Raw genomic sequence first — 19475 nt, 5'->3', positions numbered from 1 at the left:
TGCCGCAGCCGGCATCCGGGTGCCAGGTAGTGCCAATACCAGGATAAGAAGACTCTGGTACCAGACTGGGTGCTGGAGGATCGTCCTGGGTGTGAGTGAGACCACCGTACGTACGAACCATCCGTCCCCCTCCCGCCCCACGTACCCGGACGCCGGGACGGGCGCGGCGCTGAACCCGCTGGGCCTGTTCACCGTACTGCTGGGCGCGGCCCTGCCCCTGATCGACTTCTTCATCGTCAACGTGGCGCTGCCGGCCATCGACAGCGACCTCGCCGCCGGCCCCGCGATGCTGGAACTGATCGTCGGCGGCTACGGAGTCGCCTACGCCGTCCTGCTGGTGCTCGGCGGCCGCCTCGGTGACACCGCCGGGCGGCGCAGGCTCTTCCTCATCGGCATGGCCGCCTTCGGCCTCACCTCGCTGGCCTGCGGACTGGCCCCCACGGCATGGACCCTGGTCGGGGCCCGGGTGGCCCAGGGAGCGGCCGCGGCGCTGATGCTGCCGCAGGTGCTGGCCACCATCCAGGCCACCACCCAGGGCCCGCGCCGGGCCCGCGCGATGAGCCTCTACGGGGCCACCGCCGGGCTGTCCATGGTCACCGGGCAGATCCTCGGCGGGGTGCTGGTCGCCGCGGACCTCGCCGGGTCCGGCTGGCGCTCGGTGTTCCTGGTGAACGTGCCCGTCGTGGTCCTCGGTCTGGTCCTCGCCGCGCGGTACGTCCCCGAGACCCGCTCGGACCGCCCGGCCTCGGTCGACGTACCCGGCACGCTGCTGCTCGGCCTGTCGCTGGTGTCCCTGCTGCTGCCGCTGACCGAGGGCAGGGCGACCGGCTGGCCGCTGTGGACCTGGCTCTCGCTCGCCGTGTTCCCGTTCGCGGCCGCGGCCTTCTACCTCACGGAGCGGCGCGCGGACCGGCTGGGCCGTACCCCGCTCGTGCCGCCGAGCCTGCTGCGGCTGGAGTCGCTGCGGCGCGGCCTGGTGCTGATGGTGCCCTTCTCGATGGGCTTCAGCGGTTTCATGTTCGTCGTGGCCGTCGCCCTGCAGCAGGGCCTGCGGATGGGGCCGGTGTCCGCCGGGCTGGCGCTGGTGCCGATGGCCGTGGCCTTCTTCGCCGCGTCCCTGGCCGGCCCGAAGCTGGTCGGACGCTTCGGCAGCCGGGTCGTCACCGCGGGCGGGCTGCTCCAGGGCCTGGGCATCGGCCTGCTCCTGCTGACCGTCCGCGCCGACTGGCCGGACGTCGGCCTCGCCGCCCTCGCTCCCGCGGTCGCCGTGGCGGGCCTCGGTCAGGGCCTGCAACTGCCCGTGCTGATGCGGATGATGCTGTCGGACGTCCCGGCCGACCGGGCCGGCGTGGGCGGCGGGGTCATGGTCACCACCCAGCAGTCGGCGCTCGCCCTGGGCGTGGCGACCCTGGGCAGCCTCTTCCTCGCCCTGGTGCCCGGGGCGGGCATGGGGACGGCCCTGACCGTGGCGCTGCTCGTCCAGCTGGGCATGATCGCGGTCACCGTGCTCCTCAGTCTCCGCCTGCCGCGCGTGCTGCGCTGAGCGCGCCCCGCCGTCCGTCCCACGGAGCGTAGTTGCGAGGACGTCGCACCTGGTCACGGGGCGTACGACGGCCGTAGCCGCAATCGGCTCCGTGTGCCACGGTGAACGTATGGAGGCCAACGAGAGCACCCACACCCCCGCACACCACCACGGCGATCACCACGGCCCCACCCACGGCGACGGCCACGGCGACGGCCACGGCCACGGCGACGACCACGCCGGCGGCCACGGGCACGGCCGGGGCGACGGCCTCCGGCACCGGCTCACCCACCTGCTCACCCCGCACGGCCACGAGACCGCGGACAAGGTCGACGCGGCGATGGAGACCTCCCGCGAGGGGATGCGCACCCTGTGGGCCTCGCTCGCCGTCCTCGGCGTCACCACCGCCGTCCAGGCGGTGATCGTGGTCCTGTCCGGGTCGGTGGCGCTCCTCGGCGACACCGTGCACAACGCCGCCGACGCCCTGACGGCCGTCCCCCTGGGCATCGCCTTCGTCCTCGGCCGCCGGGCGGCGAACCGCCGTTACACCTACGGTTACGGCCGGGCCGAGGACCTGGCGGGCGTGCTGATCGTCCTCACCATCGCCGCCTCCGCGGCCCTCGCGGCCTGGGCGGCCGTCGACCGGCTGCTGCACCCCCGCGACGTCAGCCACCTGTGGGCCGTCGCCGCCGCGGCGCTGGCCGGGTTCGCCGGCAACGAATGGGTGGCCCGCCACCGCATCCGCACCGGCCGCAGGATCGGCTCCGCCGCGCTGGTCGCCGACGGGCTCCACGCCCGTACCGACGGTTTCACCTCGCTGGCCGTCCTCCTCGGCGCAGGCGGGTCCGCCCTCGGCTGGCGCAGCGCCGACCCGGTGGTCGGCCTGCTGATCACCCTCGCGATCCTGCTGGTCCTGGGTGATTCCGCCCGCCAGGTCGGCCGACGGCTGATGGACTCCGTCGACCCCGCCCTCGTCGACACCGCCGAGCGCGCGCTGCGCCGCGTCGAGGGGGTGCTGGACGTCGGCCAGTTGCGCATGCGGTGGATCGGTCACGCCCTGCGCGCCGAGGCCGACATCGTGGTCGGCCCCGACCTGAGCGTCGTCCAGGCCCACCGCCTGGCGGTCGCCGCGGAGCACGCCCTGATCCACGCGGTGCCGAGGCTGACGGCGGCGACGGTCCACACGGACCACGTCCACGCCGGCGGCCACGACCCCCACGCCGCCCTCGCCCACCATCCCGGCCGTGGCTGAGGCCCGGCTCCGCCCGGGGGAAACCCGGCCTTCCCCCGTGACCCGAGGCCTCCCGGTGTTACCGTCGCGCCCATGTCCAAGACCGAAATAGACGCGCTGACCGCCGAGTTCTTCGCCGCCTTCGACAACCGGGACGGCGGGGGCGCCGACGTGGCCCGGCTCCGCCGGCTGATCCTGCCCGGCGGTGTGATCGTGCATACCGGACCGGAGTTCACGGTGTACACCGTGGACGAGTTCATCGAGCCCCGCGAGCGCCTCCTGAAGGACGGCCGGCTGGTCGGGTTCAGCGAGTGGGAGGTCTCGGAACGGACCGAGATCGAGGGTGGCATCGCGTCACGCTTCGGCGAGTACCGCAAGTCCGGGACCCTGGACGGCGAACCCTTCGAGGGCGGCGGCACCAAGACCATCCAGTTCGTCCGCACCCCGCAGGGCTGGCGGATCGCCGCCTTCTCCTGGTTCGACCGGCCCTGACCCCGCCGCCGCCCGGCGTCTCAGCGGACCGGTGCGACCGCCTCCGCGCGCCGGACGAGCCCGGTGATCAGCGACGCGATCTCCGGCCACAGGGCGCGCGGCAGGTCGTGGCCCATCCCCTCGAAGGTCACGAACTCGGCGCCGGGGACGGCGTCGGCGGTGGCCCGCCCCCCGCTGACGTCGCACATCGGGTCGTCGGCGCCGTGGATGACCAGGGTGGGCACCGCCAGCGCGCGGAGCCGCTCCGTACGGTCCCCGGCCGCGATCGAGGCCACCGCCTGGCGGGCGACGCCGAGGGGGTCGTGGGACCGGTCGTAGGCGCGGGCCGCCCGGTCGCGCACGGCCGCCTCGTCGAACGGGAAACCGGGCGACCCGAGGACCCGTACGGTCCGCACCATCCGCTCGACGACCTCCTCGCGCGCCGTCGCGACCGGCGCCGCCAGGGCTCCCAGCGCCTCGGGCCTCGGCCGTCCGACGGAGAGGTCGCCCGTCGTGGACATCAACGAGGTCAGCGAACGCACCCGGCCCGGATGTTCGAGCGCCATCGTCTGGGCGATCGCACCGCCCATGGACAGGCCGACGACGTGCGCGCCGTCGATCTCCAGCGCGTCGAGCAGGCCGACGCCGTCGGCCGCCATGTCGGAGAGGGTGTACGAGGCCGAGGACAGGTCCCCGGCGAGCGCCGCGCGGACGTCCGGGACGGGTGCGTCCGGGAAGTGCGAGGACAGCCCGACGTCGCGGTTGTCGAACCGGATCACCTGCACCCCGCGCGAGGTGAGCTCGGCGCAGAATCCCTCGGGCCAGCCCAGCATCTGCACGGCGATGCCCATGACCAGCAGCACCGCCGGATCGCGCGGATCACCGAAACGCTCGTAGGCGATCTCGATCTTCGAGGGGCCCACGCCGAACGCCTTCTGTTCCGTCATGGGCCCACCATAGAGCGGCGCGTGGCCGCCCCGGCCGAAGACGGATCCCGACGTTTCCCGTCGCGGGTCCCGTGCCCGTGCGGGGCGGCGGGATCCGCGCGATCGGCGGGAAAATGCGCGAGGGTGCTCGATTCCGCGCCGTTCCGAGCATCTCTTGACATGTACGCGACGCTGCGCTGCACTGGGCACCCGTGTTCCTCGGCCCCACCCGGCTGGAGGCAGCCATGCGCCCGCTCGGATTCCTGGTCGCCACCGCCTGCGCGGTGTCCGTACTGACAGCGCCCGGCGCCGCGGCCCACGGGGCTTCCGCGGCCGCGGACACGCGTCCCGCGGCCGTCGCCGACCGTGAGGCCGCCTCGGCGGTGACCCCGCCGCAGACCGTTCCCGCCCTGCGGGAGTGGACCGCGTCGGCCGCCGATCCCTACTCCTTCACCGCCGCCGCCCGGATCGTCGTCGACCCCGCAGCGGCCGACCGGCTCTCCGGCGAGGCCGCCACCTTCGCCGAGGACCTCACGGCGCTGACCGGGCACCGGGTCCCCGTGGTCACCGGCACTCCGGCCGCCGGGGACATCGGGATCGGCCTGGACGATCCCGCCCTGCTGCCCGAGGGCTACCGGATGACCGTCGGACCGGCCCTCACCCTCCGGGCCGCCACCGCCACCGGCGCCTTCAACGGCACCCGCACCGTCCTGCAACTGCTCCACCGGTCCGCCGCCGTGCCGGCGGGCACCGCCGTCGACTGGCCGGACAAGCCCGAGCGCGGGCTCATGGTCGACCAGGGGCGCAAGTTCTTCACCGTCGAATGGCTGCGGCGGCACATCAAGGAACTGGCCTACCTCAAGCTCAACTACTTCCACTTCCACCTGTCGGACACCTTCGGCTTCCGCCTGGAGAGCTCCACCCACCCGGAGGTCGTCTCCGCCGACCACTACTCCAAGCAGGACATCGCCGACCTCGTCGCCCTGGGCCGCAAGTACCACGTCACCATCGTCCCGGAGATCGACACCCCGGGCCACATGAACGCCGTCCTCGCCGCCCACCCCGAACTCAGGCTCACGAGCGCCTCCGGAGCAGCCAGCCCCGACTTCATCGACCTCTCGCTGCCCGGCTCGTACGCGCTGGTCAAGGACCTCGTCACCGAGTACCTGCCGCTGTTCCCGGCCCCGTACTGGCACATAGGCGCGGACGAATACGTCACCGACTACACCAAGTACCCGCAGCTCCTCGCCTACGCCCGCGCCCACTACGGCGCCGGCGCCACCGCCAAGGACACCTACTACGGGTTCGTCAACTGGGCGGACGACCTGGTCCGGGCGGCCGGCAAGACCACCAGGATGTGGAACGACGGCATCAAGTCCGGCGACGGCACCCTCACCCCGCACCCCGGCATCCTGGTCGAGTACTGGTACACCTACGGCCTCACCCCGCAGCAGCTCGCCGCCGCCGGGCACACCGTCGCCAACGCCTCCTGGACGCCCACCTACTACGTCCTCGGCGGAGCCAAACCCGACACCAAGTGGATGTACGAGACCTGGACCGCGGACCGCTTCGAGGGCGGAGCCACCCTCTCCGACCCCACCCGCAACCCCGGCTCCCTGCTCCACGTCTGGTGCGACAACCCCACCGCCGAGACCGAGGACCAGATCGCGGCCGGGATCATGTACCCGCTGCGCGGACTGGCCCAGCAGACCTGGGGCTCTCCGAAGCCGGTGCCCACGTACGCCGCCTTCACCCCGATCGTGGCGGCCGTCGGCCACAACCCGGCCTGGCCCGGCGCCGCCCTGCCCGGCAACCTCGCCCTGGGCCGCCCGACCACCGCCTCCAGCACCGAGACCGCGGACTTCCCGGCGGCGGCCGCCACCGACGGCGACCCAGGCACCCGCTGGTCCAGCGCCTACGCCGACCCCCAGTGGCTCCAGGTGGACCTCGGCGCCCCGCGCGACGTCGGCCGCGTCGTCCTGCGCTGGGAGGCGGCGTACGCGAAGTCCTTCCAGATCCAGCTCTCCGACGACGCCACCACCTGGCGCACCATCCACTCCACCACCACGGGCACCGGGGGAGTCCAGGACCTCACCGGCCTGACCGGGACCGGCCGGTACATCCGCGTCCTCGGCACCCGGCGCGGCACCGCCTACGGCTACTCCCTCCACGAGTTCGAGGTCTACGCCGGCCCGTCGCCGGCCCCGCGCACCCTCACGGCCGCCGGCAAGGCCCTCGACGACCCGGCGGGCTCCACCGCCCCCGGCACCCGGCTGATCACCTGGACACCCCACGGCGGCCCCAACCAGCAGTGGCGGCTCACCCCCGGCCCCGACGGCACCCACACCCTGGTCAACGTGGCCTCCGGGCTCTGCGCGGACATCGAGGGCGGCTCCGCCTCGGCCGGCGCGGCCGTCGTCCAGGCCGTCTGCACCGGCGGCGACGGCCAGCGCTGGAGGACAGCCGGGCTGCCGGGCGGCGGCTCCTCGGTGACGAACGGGAAGAGCGGGCTCCTGCTCACCACCGCCTCCGGAACGGACGGGGCCGCCGTCACCCAGCAGGCCGCGACCGGGTCGGCGTTCCAGAGCTGGCTGATCGCCTGACCCCGTGGCGCCCGGCGGCCCCGCCGCCCCGTGGCGCCACCGTCCCGCCCCGGGTCAGTCGCGCCCGCCCCGGGTGAGGCGGTGCACGCGGTCGAGGAGGTCGTTCGGATGGAAGGGCTTCGCGAGGACCTCGTCCACTCCCGCCTTCAACGCCTGGACGGTGCACTCCGGGTCGGCCGGGGGCAGAGCGAGGATCGGGACCCGCCCGTGTCCGGGATCCCGCCGGATCTCCTCGAACAGTGCCACCTCGTCGAGCCCGGGACCGGTGCGCTCGCAGACCACCAGGCCCACGGGCGCCTCGCGCTCCAGCAGAGCCACCGTCTCCCGGCCGCTCCCGCCGTCGAGGACCACGTAGCCGGCGGAGACGAGGAGCCGTTCGAGCAGCCCCCAGAGCCTGCGGTCCTTCACGATCAGGAGGATCCTGGCGGGGATGTCGCCGCTCATGGTGTTTCCTTCCGCTCCGGGCGGTGAGCCCTGAGCTGTGAGCCCCGAGCGGGCTCGGGGTCGGTTCGGGGTGGGGTCGGGGTGATGCCCGATGTCCGGCGGCCGGCCCCACGGACAAGATCGACTCATGACTCGTCGACCCCGCCGTTCCGCCCGGACGGCCCTGACACGCGCCGCCTTCGTGACGGCGCCGCTCCTCATCCTCGCCTACGGTGCCATCCGGCTCACCGACCCGGACCACGGCCCCGGCCCCGTATGGACCACCGGGCACCTCGCGCTGACCGCCGCCATGCTGTTGTTCGTGCCGGTCTTCGCCCGGCTGTGGACGCTGGCCCGGCCGGACGCGGGGCCCGCCGGGCGGCTGAGCGCCGGCGCCGCGACGGCCCTCGGGCTGGCCGGCACCCTGGCCGTGACCGTCCAGTCGTGCATCGACCTGTACGTCGGCCTCCGCGCCACCGACCGGCCCGGCATGGAGCGGTTGTTCGAGCAGGTGGAGAGTCACCCCGGGGTGGTGCCGGCGGTGTACGGCGTGGGCCCGCTGCTCTTCTACGTCGGCCTGATCTGGATCCTCGTCCAGCTCTCCGCCCGGCGTCGCGTCAGCCTCTGGAGCCCCCTGGCGGCGGTGGCCGGAACCGCCACCGCGGCGGCCGGCGGCCTCGACCTGATGCCCCTCGCCGCGGCCCTCTTCTGCGCCTCCCTCGCCCCCCTGGCCCGCCGCCCCGGCGACCCGTCCGTCCGGCCCGCCGTCCGGCCGGTCGGGCTGACCGCCGGCCGCCGGGCCCGGTGAACGGGCCCGGCCCGGCCGGGGGAGGGCCCGGACCCTACGCCCGCTCCAGCAGGGCGTCGCCCAGCTCGCTGGTCGCGTAGTGCACCTCGCGCCGGTAGCGGTGGCTCGTGACGAGACCGGCGTCCCGCAGCACCCCGAGGTGCTGCGAGACCGCGCCGAGGCTGAGCCCCGTCCGGGCCGCCAGCTGGGTCGTGGTGGCGGGCGAGCTCGTGCACGAGAGGAGCAGGGCCCGGCTGCGCCCCAGCAGACGCGCCAGCCCCTCGCCGGGGACACCGCGCCGCTCCCACAGCGTGCCCACCGCCCGCGCCGGGTAGACGACGGCCGGCGGTGTCGGCCCGGGCCCGGTCAGCAGGTGGCAGCGGACCGCGAAGGCGCTCGGGGCCAGGGTGATCCCCCCGCCGTCCAGGTCGAGGACCGCCGGGCCCAGCTCGGGGGAGACCAGGCGGTCGCCCGTCCAGCGCAGCGCGGGATGGAGCCGGGAGAGCACCTCCTGGATGCCGTCCTCGGCCAACTGCCGGGTCCGGTAGGCGATGTCCGCCTCCAGGACCGCCCGGACGCGGGGCCAACAGGGCCGGACCGCCGCCTCCCACCAGGCGCGCAGGGCGTCCGCCGGGTCCGGCGGGGCCATCCCGGCCACCCCGGCGGGTGGGACCGCCAGCAGCGCGAGCTCCTCCTCGAACTCGGCCAGGGGGCAGCGCGGAGGGGGCGTCAGGAAGGCCGGTACGTCCGCCGGCGGACGCGCCCCGGGCCGGTCCACGGCGATCAGGGCCCGCAAGGGGGCGGTCCGCACGGCCAGGGCCCGGTCCGTCCGCAGCGCCCGTACCGAGGTGAGCCACGGCAGGTGGACGGCGTAGCGGCCCGGATCCGCCACGGCCCGGAAGCTGGTGACGGTCTCCCACAGCGGTGAGATCGCGAACCTGACGCCCGCGACGTCCCGCACCCCGAACCGCACCTCACCCATGCCCGCGCCCCCGTCCGGCGGGACGCCCGCCCGCACCAGCTTTCGACCCAGACTAAAACAATGGCCGCGCCGCCCCCGCGCCGGTGATCTTCGCATCCATGACGCACCCCCGCCCCGGCGCCGCCCCGCGCCCCCGCCGAGCCGGTCCGGCCCTCGGCTCCGGTTTCCGCCCGCTGTGGATCGCCGACCTTGTGAGCCAGTGCGGATCCGCCGTGACCCTGCTCGCGCTGCCCCTCGTGGCCATCGGCACCCTCGACGCCACCCCGTTCGAGGTCGGCCTGCTCGTCGCGTCCGAGTACCTCGCCTTCCTCCTCATCGGCCTGCCCGCCGGTGCCTGGGTGGACCGGCTGCCGCTGCGCCCCGTGATGGTCGCGGGCGACCTCGGCCGCGCCGCCCTGCTCCTCTCCGTCCCGGTCGCGGCGTGGCGGGACGCGCTGACGCTCCCTCAGCTATACGCCGTCGCCTTCGGGATGTCGGTGTGCACGGTCTTCTTCGACGTGGCCGCCCAGAGCGCACTGCCGCGCCTGGTGGGCGGGACCGGGCTGGTGCGGGCGAACGTCCGGCTCGAAGCCGGCCGCAACATCACCCAGGTCGGGGGCCCCGGCCTGGCCGGAGCCCTCGTCGGCGCCCTCACCGCGCCCCTCGCCCTCGCCGCCGATGCCCTCAGCTACGGCGTCTCGGCGCTGTTCCTCTCGCGCGTGCGCCCCCTCGGCCGGCGGGACGGGGAGCGGCCCGGCACCACACTGCGCGCCGAGATCGCGGAAGGGCTCCGCCTCGTCTTCCGGAACCCGGTCCTGCGGGCACTCACCCTCGCCGCCGCCGTCTCCAACCTGTGCGGGACCATCGGCGCCTCCATGCTGCTGGTGCTGCTCGCCGGGGACCTCGGGCTGCCCCCGCTGCTCTGCGGCGCGGTGTTCACCGCCGAAGCCGTGGGCGGCCTGATCGGCAGCCTGCTCACCGGCCGGATCGCCGCCCGATGGGGCCAGGGACGCGCGATGTGCGCGTCGGTGGTCGTCAGCGGGCTGCTGTGGGTGCTCGCGCTGCCCTTCTACCGGGCCGACTGGCGGTTCGCCGTGGCAGTGGCCCTCCAGGGACTGGGGTGGACGGCCTTCATGACCTTCAAGGTGACCTCGGTCGCCTACCGGCAGCGGCTGTGCCCCGAACCGCTCCTGGGCCGGATGACCGCGACCTTCCGCTTCGTGGTCTGGGGGTCCATGCCGGTCGGCGCGCTCGCCGGAGGGCTGCTGGGCCGGTACTTCGGAGCCCGGCCGGCCCTGTGGACCGGGGCCCTGGGCGAACTCCTGGCCGTACTTCCCCTCCTCCTCTCGCCGCTGCGCACGGCCCGCGAACTGCCGTCCGGCGCGCAACGGTCCGACCCCGCGCCCGCCTCGCGCCCCTGACCCGCCCCGGCCCCACGCGCCCCCGACCCCGCCCGCCCGAATCCCACAGGGAGCACCTCGTGCGCTACACCCACGTCGACGTCTTCACCGCCCGCCCCTACAGCGGCAACAGCCTCGCGGTCTTCCCCGAGGCCGAAGGCCTCACCGGCGACCGGATGCTGAGCATCACCAGGGAACTGCGCCACTTCGAATCGGTCTTCCTGGCACGGGACCCGGCGCGCCCGCGCACCCACCGGGCCCGGGTCTTCGACCTCACGGGGGAACTCGACTTCGCGGGACACCCCCTGCTCGGCGCCGCGGGCGTGCTCCACGACCAGCACGCCGCCGACGCCGCGGACGGCGTTCCCGACGACCGTGTCAGGTGGACCCTGCGGCTGCGCTCCCGCACGGTGGAGGCCGTCACCCGCCGCAACGGACCGCGCCGTTACGAGGGCACCCTGGAGCAGGGTCCCGCCGAGTTCACCCGCGGCCCGCACGGCCCGGACCGGGCCACCCGGGCCGCCATCGCCTCCTGGTTCTCCCTCGGCGCCGACGACCTCGACCCGCGGCTGCCACCGGAGACGGTGTCCGCCGGACTGCGCTACCTGGTCGTTCCCGTGCGGGGTGACGCACTGGCCCGGGCCCGCGTCGCCACCCCGCTCGACGCGCCCCTGGCCCGCCTGGGGGCCGCGTACGCCTACCTCCTCGACGTCACCGCGATGGAAGGGAGGCACTGGACCAACGACGGCCTCCTGGAGGACACGGCCACCGGCAGCGGAGCGGGCTGCGCGGCGGCGTACCTGCGCCGCCACGGCCGGCTCGGCGACGGGGAGCGGGCCGTGCTGCGGCAGGGACGTTTCACCGGCCGGCCCAGCGAGATGACCATCAGCGCGCACGGTCACGGGACGGACGTGCGCACGGTGGAGGTCGGCGGCGGCGTCGTCATCGTCGGCGAGGGACGGCTCGCCGAACTCCCCTGACCCCGCGCCGGCACACGTCGGTGTGAACCGGGCCCGAACCCGGCGGGTCTGCGGGCCTGCTCACGGACCATCACCCACGATGACGCGATGAAGAGGTTCCCCCGCCTCGCCGCCGTCGCGGTCCTGGCCGCGGTCGGTCTCGCCGCCGTCCCGGCCCGGCCGGCGGCGGCCCGCCCGGAGACCGCCCGCCCGGCAGCGCCCGGACCGGAGGCGACCCGCCCCGAGCACCCGGCGCCCGGCGTGACCTACCGGGAGTTCACCGTCCCCACCTCGCACGGCAGCGCCCGCCTCCATCTCGTCGAAGTCGATCTGCGTACGCCCGGAGTGCGGGCCGACCTGCTGTACCCCGGCTCCGTCAGCGGCCGGGCCCCGGTGTCGCAGATGGCCCGGCGGCAGGGAGCCGTGGCCGCGGTGAACGGGGACTTCTTCCACATGGTGGAGAGCCAGCACCCCGGGATCGCCGCCACCGGCTCCCCGTCGGGCCCGGAGGTGAAGGACGGCCGCGCGCTCAAGGCCGCCGTACCCGAAAGGCAGCGGTTCGGCTGGAAGCCCCCGGCGGGTGACAGCGCCCGGGACGTGGTCGGCGTCGGCACCGACGGCAAGGCGCGCAGCGGCCGGCTGAAGCTGGTCGGCCGCGTGGAGACCCCGGCGGGACGGCTCGCCCTGGGCGGGTACAACCAGTACGCCCTGCCCGTCGGTTCCGTCGGCCTGTTCACCTCGCACTGGGGCTCCGCGTCCCGCGCGCGGGCGGTGTGCGGCACCGACAGGAGCCGCGCGGCGCCCTGCTCGGAAGAGGTCTACGAGGTCACCGTCCGCCGGGGCGAGGTGGTCTCCGGTTCCGACACCCCCGGCAGCGGGCCCGTCGACGCCGACACCCAGATCCTGTTGGGCCGGGAGGCGGGCGCGGACGCGCTCCGCGCCCTGGTCCCCGGCACGCACGTCCGGATCGCGTACGACCTGGACTCCGGCCCGGGGGTCCCCTTCCGCTTCGCGCTGGGCGCGCACACCGTGCTGCGCGACCACCGGCCCTTGCCGGGCCTGGACGCGCGCACCGCGGAGCCCCGCTCGGCGGTGGGCGTCGGCGAGGGCGGCGACACGCTGTTCCTGCTGGTGACCGACGGCCGGGAGGGCACCTCCACCGGTCTGACCGTGCGTGAACTCGCCGACGTGCTGCGCTCGCTCGGCTGCGTCGAAGGCCTCTACATGGACGGCGGCGCCTCCTCCACCCTCGCCGTACGCGACCCCGCGACCGGGAAGGTCGCCGTCCGCAACCACCTCCAGCAGGGCCAGGAACGGCGCGTGCCGAACGGCATCGCGATCACCGCCGGGAAGTGAACGCCCCCGGCCGGGGGCCCGGTGGGACGCGGGAGGCGGGCCGGTGCGAGACTGGGCGGCCGTAACGGCGGAGAGCGGAAGGGCGGGAACGTGCGACGGGGGCGAGGACGCTGGGTGCCTGCGGTACTGGTCATGGTGGCGGTGACGGGCTGCGGCCACCCCCTCCAGGATCTGGGGCCGTTGCCCCCGCGGTACTCGGGCCCACCGCTGGCCACGGACGAGGCGGTGGCCGATCTGACGGCGGCGATGGCCGAGGAAGGGGTGACGGTGCGCCGGATGCCGCAGCACACGAGCCCGATCGAGTGCCACGAGACCCTGGGCGCCGAGTACCCCTCGGCGACGGCGGACGCGGCGCTGCGGGCCGGGTTCGCCCGCGCCCGCTCCGGCCACGGCTGGAAGGACTCCCGGAGCCCCATGGAGGGGATGCTCAGCCTCCGCAAGGCCAACTGGACCGCGACCACTGAGCTCACCGGCTCCGCCGCTGCGGAGTTCCCCACCGCGCAGGTCGTCATCACCCTGCTCTGCGACGGCGCCCACTCGAAGTCCCGGGCCCCCGCGACCCCTTCGGCGGAGCCCCCGGCCGCGGACTGAGGCCGGCCTGCCGCGCTCGGGCCGGGCCCCGCCTCAGCGGGAGCCGCCGCCGTCGGGATCCGTTGCTCCGCCCCCGCGCGGGCGCAGGCCGTCGAAGGCGAGGTCGAGGAAGCGGTGCCAGTCCCCGCTCCCCGTACGGATGATCGCGGACAGCCCGCCGACCAGCATGTACACATCGGTGACGGTGAGGTCCTCCCGGAGCGTGCCGGCGGTGCGCCCCTGGTCGATCAGGGCCGAGACGGCGTCCTCCAGGTGCGCGAGGGTCTCCCCTCCGGGCGCCGAGGAGCCCAGGGCGGCTGCGACGGAGGCCGTCAGGCCCCGGCCCTCGGCGAGGATCCCCCCGACGTGGCGCAGGTACCGGGCCAGCCCCCGGCCGGCCTCGGGTTCGCGCAGGCAGTCGGTCAGGGCGAGCCGGAGGATCTCGGCGAACCGCTGTTCCGCCGCCGCCTCCACGAGGGCCTGCTTGGAGGGGAAGTGCCGGTACAGGGTGCCGATGCCGACCCCGGCGGCCCGGGCCACCTCCGGCATCTGGACCTCCTCGCCGTGTTCCTCGAACAGGGCGCGGGCGGCGGCCAGCACGAGGGCGCGGTTGCGCTCCGCGTCGGCGCGCGGCCTGCGGCTACCGCCCGGTGCCGGGGGCGTTGACAATCCGACCACTCCTCCACGTACATTGGACCCGTCAGTAAACGGAACCGGATTCCGGTTCACATTGTGCCATGCGAGGAGGGTCCGCGTCATGCACCGAGAAGACGACACACCGGAGCCGGTCACGTCCGAAGGGCGGGCGTCCGGAGCGGAACGTTTCCTCCTGCTGGGGCCCGGCGCCGCCCGGCCGGGCCGCGTACCGCTGCCCCCGGCCTTCGCCGTCAAGGCCACGACGGCCGACACCGAGGGGCGGCTGTCGCTGCTGGAGGTGACCGTCGCGAAGGACATCCCGCGGCACACCCACCACCGGGCCGACGAGTGCGTCTACGTACTCGACGGAACCCTCGACGTCGAGTTCGACGACCGGACCCACTCGGCGCCCCGGGGCACCTTCGTCCTGCTGCCCCGGGGCGTCCCGCACGCCCTGCGCCGCGCCTCCGACCCGCCCCCGCGGGTGCTGCAGATCTCCTCGCCCGGCGGCTGGGAGTGCTACGTCGAGGACCTGATCGAGGCGGGCCCCGCCGTGCTCACGGACGGGGAACTGGATCCCGTGAAGATCAACCCCATCGCCTCCCGGCACCACATCCACTACGAGGCCCGGCCCTGAGCGCCGACGGATCCCGAGGGTCCTACAGGTCCCCGTACCGCATCCGTCCCAGGGCCGTCATGGGCAGGTCGTGCGCGGCCACCGGCGCGGGCAGGGCCGTGGAGCCGGTCAGGTAGCGGTCCACCGCCGAGGCCGCCGACCGGCCCTCGGCGATGGCCCACACCACCAGCGACTGGCCCCGGCCCGCGTCCCCGGCGACGAACACCCCCGGGGCCCGTCCGCCGGCGGCGGCGAAGCCCGCGTCGCGGGCGAAGTTCCCGCGCTCGTCGAACTCCAGCCCCAGCTGCCCGCTCAGTCCGCCCGCCCGCTCGGGACCGGAGAATCCCAGGGCCAGCAGGACGAGCCCGGCCGGGATCACGCGCTCGGTCCCCGTCAGGGGCCGCCGGGCCCGGGGCTCGACGGCGGTCAGGCGCAGCGCCCGTACCCGGCCGTCGGCGTCCCCGTCGAACCGCAGGGTGGCGCAGGAGAAGAGCCTGGGGTCGCCGCCCGCCTGCCCGCGGGCCTCTTCATGGGCGTGGGAGATCCGGTACACCTTCGGGTACACCGGCCACGGCTCGCCGTCGCGGCGCGCGGGCCCCGGTTCCGGGTTGATGTCGAGCTGGACCACCGAGAGCGCCCCCTGCCGCAGGGCCGTACCGAGACAGTCCGAGCCGGTGTCCCCGCCGCCGACGATCACGACGTGGGCACCGTCCGCCGTCACCGGGGACACCGCGCAGTCGCCCTCGCGCACCCGGTTGGCGCAGGTCAGGTAGTCCAACGCCTGGTGTATGCCGAGCAGCGCGCGCCCCGGGACCGGCAGCTCCCTGCGCTCCCCGGCGCCGACCGCGACGACGAGCGCGTCGTAGTGCCCGCGCAGCTCGTCCGCCCGTTCGGCGCCGCCGACGTCCGCTCCGGTCACGAACACGGTCCCCTCGGCCCGCATCTGTTCGATCCGGCGGTCGAGGTGGACCTTCTCCATCTTGAACTCGGGGATGCCGTAGCGGAGCAGGCCCCCGATCCGGTCGGCCCGCTCGTGGACGACGACGCGGTGCCCGGCCCGGGTCAGCTGCTGCGCCGCGGCGAGCCCCGCCGGCCCGGAGCCGATCACGCCCACGGACTTCCCGCCGCGCCGCTCCGGCGGGCGGGGGGTCATGTAGCCGCGCCGCAGGCCCTCGTCGGCGATCGTCTGCTCGACGTTCTTGATGGTCACCGGATCGGCGTTGATCGTCAGGACGCAGGCGTCCTCGCAGGGCGCCGGGCAGAGCCGGCCGGTGAACTCCGGGAAGTTGTTCGTGGCGTGCAGCCGCTCGTACGCGGCGCTCCAGTCCGCGTGCGCCGCGTAGGCGTTCCACTCGGGGATGAGGTTCCCCAGCGGGCAGCCGGTGTGGCAGAAGGGGATGCCGCAGTCCATGCAGCGGTCGGCCTGCTCGCGGACGAGCGGCAGGAGCGCCTGGCCCGCGTACACCTCGCGCCAGTCCCCGAGCCGCTCCTCGACGGGCCGCGCCGCGACGGCCTTGCGGGGGATCCTGAGGAAGCCGAACGGATCGGTCACGCGCCGCCTCCCTGGCCCACGTGCGAGCGGGTACGAGGCGCGGTACGGCGCGCATGACGCGCGCCGTATGCCACCTTTTGACCAGATTACGCCGTCCGGGCGATTCGGAGCCCGGTCGGGACGGCGGCGGCGGACACGCGGCGGCCCGGCCGCTGTGCCCGCACCGGAGCCCGCCGGAGGCCTACGCCGGCCCGTGGGGGCCGTAGGGGGCCGAGACGGCGCCCGTGGCCAGGGCCCAGTAGCGGTCTCCGTACGACCAGTGCCACCACTCCGTCGGGTAGTTCACCAGGCCCGCGTCCGACAGGGCGGCTCCGAGGGTCGCGCGGCGGGCTCGGGCGGCCGCCGTGATGCCGGGGGCGTCCGTGTAGCAGGCGCCCCCGCTCTCCTCCGGGCTCGCGTTCATCCGGGTACCGAGATCGAGTTCCCGGCCGTCGGCATCGGCGAGGGTCAGGTCCACCGCCGCGCCGGCGCTGTGGGGGGCGATGCCGGGCGGGGAGACGTAGCGGCTCGCGGCGGTGTGGACCCGCTCGGGGGACCAGTCGGGGTGCTCCGCCCGCAGGGTGGCGGCGTACTCCTCGAAGTACCGGCGCTGGAGCGCGGGGGGCCGGTACCCCTCGACGAACAGCAGCCGGGTTCCCGCGGGCAGCGCGCCCTGGGCCGCGAGGAGGCGGTCGAGGACGCCCTCGCGGAGCCGGGAGAAGGCCCCGGCGGGGTCCTGCTTGCGGGAATCGACCAGTAAGGAACCCCCGGCGCGCACGTCCACGAGCCGTTCACCGCACTCGGCCACGGGGACGGCCGCGACCCTGGGGTCGGACATCAGGATGATTTCGTTCATGAGCCGATCATCTCCCGGGCCGCGGCGGAGCTGGTGGGGGATCCCCCGGGCGGACGGGCCGCTCTGACGGTCCCTCATCCCGGCGGCGGTCCGGATCGGGACCGCCGCCGGGGCCGGGCTCAGTAGCCCCAGCGCGGCTGGCCGCCGTCCTGCCGGCAGTGGATCATGCGGCCGTTCCCGGCGTGCGTGGAGCGTCCCACGTCCGCCTTGCGGCAGTACTGGCCCGCGTTGTAGCAGTTGCCCGCGTTGGAGACGATCTCGCAGTCGGCCTTCGCGGGCTCCTCCGGGGCCGTGGTCGGCGCCTTCGTCGTCGGCTCCGGCGCGGGCCGGGTGGCGGCCCGGGTCGGGGTGGGGGCCTCGGGAGCCTTGGCGTCCGGGCCGGTGGTGGTGGCGGACGGGCTCGGCAGGGCCGTCGGCGTCATCGTCGGCGTCGGCGTCGGCGTCGGGGAGGCGGTGGGGGAGGAGGCCGTCGTCGGCGACGATGACGCCGAGGCGGGGGCCGGCGGCTTCACGGCCGGACCGCTGCCCTCCGCGGGTCCGCAGGCGACGGCGACGCCCGCCGCCAACAGGCCGACGAACGCGAGCCGGATCCGCCCCGCCCGCCGCCCCGCCCCGCGGCCGTTCGCCGTCGCCGTCGTTCTGCCCCGGTCGTCGTTCGCGCCGTACATCCGTGCCCCCACCTGAAGTTGGTCGTCTGGATTTGGTTAAAGGAGCAACATCATAGGAACGGACATCCGGTTCTGCGGGGGTCTCCACCCAATCGTGACCACCGGCATCCCTCCCCTCCCGCTTCTCCCGTCCCGTGTACGGGCGTTGCGGCGTGCGGCTCCGCCGCCCGCTGCGCGAGGCTGGACCCGACACGGCCCCCGGCGAAAGCGCCGACCGGCACACGCGCGTGAGGAGATCCCCGTGAACTGGACGCTGGAAGTGGTTCCGGTCCCCGTGACCGACATGGACCGGGCGAAGGAGTTCTACGCCGACAAGGCCGGCTTCACCGTCGACCTCGACAGTGAGGTGGCGCCCGGGGTGCGCGTCATCCAGCTGACCCCGCCGGGCTCCCGCTGTTCGATCGCCATGCTCCAGGGCATGCCCGCCGCCCCCGGCACGAAGGCGATGGCTCCCGGCACGCTCCAGGGCCTGCAGATCTGCGTGACGGACATCGAGGCGGCCCGGGCGGAGCTCGTGGCCCGGGGCGTGGACGTCTCCCCGGTCCGCCACATCGGCGCGACGGGCTGGGCGGACGGCAAGGGGGAGACCTGGAACTCCTTCATGTCGTTCGAGGACCCGGACGGCAACGGCTGGACGGTCCAGGAGGCGCCCTCGGAGCTGTCGCAGCGCTGAACCGCGTCCCGGGCCACCCCCCCCGTACCGGGGCGCCGCACCACCCGTCCCCGGGACGGCCGCCGGCCCCGGGGGAGTGCCCCCGGGGCCGGAGCCGTGCCCGCCGCCGGCGTCGCCGCGACCCTTAGGGCTACCGGTCCGCCAGGAGCGCGTCCGACGGGGCGTCGCGCTGGTGCGGGAGCGGGAGGGGGGGAGGCCCGGAGGGCTCCACGAGGGGGCCGTCCTGGCGGAGCGAGACCGTCCGCGCGGGGGCGGGGATCGAGATGCCCTCGGCCCGGTAGCGCTGGTGCAGGCGCTTGATGAACTCGTGCTTGATCCGGTACTGGTCGCTGAACTCGCCCACGCCCAGGATCACGGTGAAGTTGATCCTGGAGTCGGCGAACGTGTGGAAGCGCACCGCCGCCTCGTGGTCGGGGACACCACCGGTGATGTCGGCCATCACACTGTCCACGACGTCGAGCGTGATCGCCTCGACGTGCTCCAGGTCGCTCTCGTAGCCCACCCCGACCTGCACGAGGATCGACAGCTTCTGCTCGGGCTGCGTGTAGTTGGTCATGTTGGTCCGCGCCAGGCGCCCGTTGGGGATGATCACCAGGTTGTTCGACAGGTTGCGCACCACACTGTTGCGCCAGTTGATGTCGACGACGTACCCCTCCTCCCCGCTGCTGAGCCGGATATAGTCGCCCGGCTGGACCGTCTTCGAGGCGAGGATGTGGACGCCGGCGAAGAGGTTGGCGAGGGTGTCCTGCAGCGCGAGGGCGACCGCGAGACCGCCGACGCCGAGGGCGGTGACCAGCGGGGCGATGGACACCCCGACGGTCTCCAGGGCCACGAGCACGCCCATCGTCAGCACCACGATCCGCGTGATGTTCACGAAGATGGACGCGGAGGCGGCGACCCCCGTCCGGGACTGCGCCACCGACTGCACGAGACCCGCGACGACCCGGGCCGCGGTGACCGTGGCGATGAGGATGAGCACGGCGGTCAGGGACTGGTTCACCAGCCCCCCGATCCGGGCGGTGAGGGGCAGCGCCGACACCGCCACGGCCACGCCGGCGATGACCGTGGCCCACGGCGCGAGGGTGCGAAGGGAGTCGACGATCAGGTCGTCCCCGGTCCACTTCGTCCGGAGGGCGTGTTTGGCCAGCCACTTCAGCAGGGCGCGCACCAGCAGCCCCGCCACGCAGCCCGAGGCCAGGGCGATGGCGGCGACCACCCAGTCGTGCAGGACGAGGTCACGGGTCAACGGACGTCCTCCGGGCCTCGCGCGTCCGGAGCGGACGCCG

General features: G+C 74.7%; 19 protein-coding genes. 11 read left to right on the top strand and 8 right to left on the bottom strand.

The genetic code is table 11. The features are described from left to right. Positions 1-91: 91 nt before the first annotated feature. The 3 genes from OG295_RS01255 to OG295_RS01245 all read left to right on the top strand — a co-directional run bounded on the left by OG295_RS01255 (position 92) and on the right by OG295_RS01245 (position 3245). The gene (locus tag OG295_RS01255; protein ID WP_371675082.1) at positions 92-1543 is read left to right on the top strand and encodes an MFS transporter; all 1452 of its coding nucleotides are present in this window, start codon (positions 92-94) and stop codon (positions 1541-1543) included. Between the two features lie 109 nt (positions 1544-1652). Next, on the top strand, positions 1653-2774 hold the full coding sequence (locus tag OG295_RS01250) for a cation diffusion facilitator family transporter (RefSeq protein ID WP_371675081.1): 1122 nt from the start codon (positions 1653-1655) through the stop codon (positions 2772-2774). Between the two features lie 72 nt (positions 2775-2846). Beyond that, positions 2847-3245: a nuclear transport factor 2 family protein gene (locus tag OG295_RS01245; protein WP_266846204.1), complete on the top strand. Its 399-nt coding sequence runs from the start codon at positions 2847-2849 to the stop codon at positions 3243-3245. 20 nt (positions 3246-3265) lie between these two features. Here the strand turns inward: OG295_RS01245 and OG295_RS01240 are convergent, their stop codons facing one another. Next, positions 3266-4171 carry an alpha/beta fold hydrolase gene (locus OG295_RS01240; RefSeq protein WP_371675080.1) on the bottom strand — a complete coding sequence of 302 codons (906 nt, stop codon included), beginning with the start codon at positions 4169-4171 and terminating at the stop codon, positions 3266-3268. A gap of 224 nt (positions 4172-4395) precedes the next feature. On the opposite strand from OG295_RS01240, the gene OG295_RS01235 reads away from it, so the two are divergent. After that, positions 4396-6753 (top strand): family 20 glycosylhydrolase, encoded by a 2358-nt coding sequence (locus tag OG295_RS01235; protein WP_371675079.1) that lies wholly within the window; start codon positions 4396-4398, stop codon positions 6751-6753. A gap of 54 nt (positions 6754-6807) precedes the next feature. Here the strand turns inward: OG295_RS01235 and OG295_RS01230 are convergent, their stop codons facing one another. Next, on the bottom strand, positions 6808-7197 hold the full coding sequence (locus OG295_RS01230) for a PleD family two-component system response regulator (protein WP_371675078.1): 390 nt from the start codon (positions 7195-7197) through the stop codon (positions 6808-6810). A 127-nt stretch (positions 7198-7324) separates the two neighbouring features. Between OG295_RS01230 and OG295_RS01225 the strand changes: the two genes are divergently transcribed. Then, complete coding sequence (locus tag OG295_RS01225) at positions 7325-7984, top strand: hypothetical protein (protein ID WP_371675077.1); 660 nt, start codon at positions 7325-7327, stop codon at positions 7982-7984. 34 nt (positions 7985-8018) lie between these two features. Here OG295_RS01225 and OG295_RS01220 read toward each other — a convergent pair whose 3' ends face one another. Beyond that, positions 8019-8945, bottom strand: coding sequence for an ArsR family transcriptional regulator (locus OG295_RS01220; protein WP_371675076.1), 927 nt, complete (start codon positions 8943-8945; stop codon positions 8019-8021). 98 nt (positions 8946-9043) lie between these two features. Between OG295_RS01220 and OG295_RS01215 the strand changes: the two genes are divergently transcribed. From OG295_RS01215 to OG295_RS01200, 4 genes are all read left to right on the top strand, one after another. Beyond that, the gene (locus tag OG295_RS01215) at positions 9044-10345 is read left to right on the top strand and encodes an MFS transporter (RefSeq protein WP_371675075.1); all 1302 of its coding nucleotides are present in this window, start codon (positions 9044-9046) and stop codon (positions 10343-10345) included. Positions 10346-10404: 59 nt separating this feature from the next. Continuing rightward, entirely contained in the window at positions 10405-11304 is a 900-nt protein-coding gene (locus tag OG295_RS01210) for a PhzF family phenazine biosynthesis protein (protein WP_371675074.1), read from the top strand. Between the two features lie 87 nt (positions 11305-11391). Further along, the gene (locus OG295_RS01205) at positions 11392-12639 is read left to right on the top strand and encodes a phosphodiester glycosidase family protein (protein WP_371675073.1); all 1248 of its coding nucleotides are present in this window, start codon (positions 11392-11394) and stop codon (positions 12637-12639) included. A 114-nt stretch (positions 12640-12753) separates the two neighbouring features. Next, positions 12754-13230, top strand: coding sequence for a hypothetical protein (locus OG295_RS01200; protein WP_371675072.1), 477 nt, complete (start codon positions 12754-12756; stop codon positions 13228-13230). Positions 13231-13263: 33 nt separating this feature from the next. On the opposite strand, the gene OG295_RS01195 is transcribed toward OG295_RS01200, so the two are convergent. After that, on the bottom strand, positions 13264-13878 hold the full coding sequence (locus tag OG295_RS01195; protein WP_371675071.1) for a TetR/AcrR family transcriptional regulator: 615 nt from the start codon (positions 13876-13878) through the stop codon (positions 13264-13266). 88 nt (positions 13879-13966) lie between these two features. On the opposite strand from OG295_RS01195, the gene OG295_RS01190 reads away from it, so the two are divergent. Then, complete coding sequence (locus OG295_RS01190; protein WP_371675070.1) at positions 13967-14482, top strand: cupin domain-containing protein; 516 nt, start codon at positions 13967-13969, stop codon at positions 14480-14482. A 22-nt stretch (positions 14483-14504) separates the two neighbouring features. Here OG295_RS01190 and OG295_RS01185 read toward each other — a convergent pair whose 3' ends face one another. The 3 genes from OG295_RS01185 to OG295_RS01175 form a co-directional block, all read right to left on the bottom strand. After that, complete coding sequence (locus OG295_RS01185; RefSeq protein WP_371675069.1) at positions 14505-16013, bottom strand: glutamate synthase subunit beta; 1509 nt, start codon at positions 16011-16013, stop codon at positions 14505-14507. A gap of 181 nt (positions 16014-16194) precedes the next feature. Continuing rightward, positions 16195-16848: a M15 family metallopeptidase gene (locus OG295_RS01180; protein WP_371675068.1), complete on the bottom strand. Its 654-nt coding sequence runs from the start codon at positions 16846-16848 to the stop codon at positions 16195-16197. 119 nt (positions 16849-16967) lie between these two features. Continuing rightward, positions 16968-17516, bottom strand: a complete 549-nt coding sequence (locus OG295_RS01175) for a hypothetical protein (RefSeq protein WP_371675067.1) — start codon at positions 17514-17516, stop codon at positions 16968-16970. Positions 17517-17757: 241 nt separating this feature from the next. Here OG295_RS01175 and OG295_RS01170 point away from each other — a divergent pair, with 241 nt between their 5' ends. Next, positions 17758-18189: a VOC family protein gene (locus tag OG295_RS01170; RefSeq protein WP_371675066.1), complete on the top strand. Its 432-nt coding sequence runs from the start codon at positions 17758-17760 to the stop codon at positions 18187-18189. 130 nt (positions 18190-18319) lie between these two features. Here the strand turns inward: OG295_RS01170 and OG295_RS01165 are convergent, their stop codons facing one another. Continuing rightward, complete coding sequence (locus tag OG295_RS01165; RefSeq protein WP_371675065.1) at positions 18320-19435, bottom strand: mechanosensitive ion channel family protein; 1116 nt, start codon at positions 19433-19435, stop codon at positions 18320-18322. Between the last annotated feature and the right edge of the window lie 40 nt (positions 19436-19475).

This window comes from Streptomyces sp. NBC_01276 (assembly GCF_041435355.1).
Classification (GTDB): Bacteria; Actinomycetota; Actinomycetes; order Streptomycetales; family Streptomycetaceae; genus Streptomyces.
The sequence above is the reverse complement of the archived record's forward strand: the minus strand, read 5'-3'. Positions and strand labels throughout refer to the sequence as shown.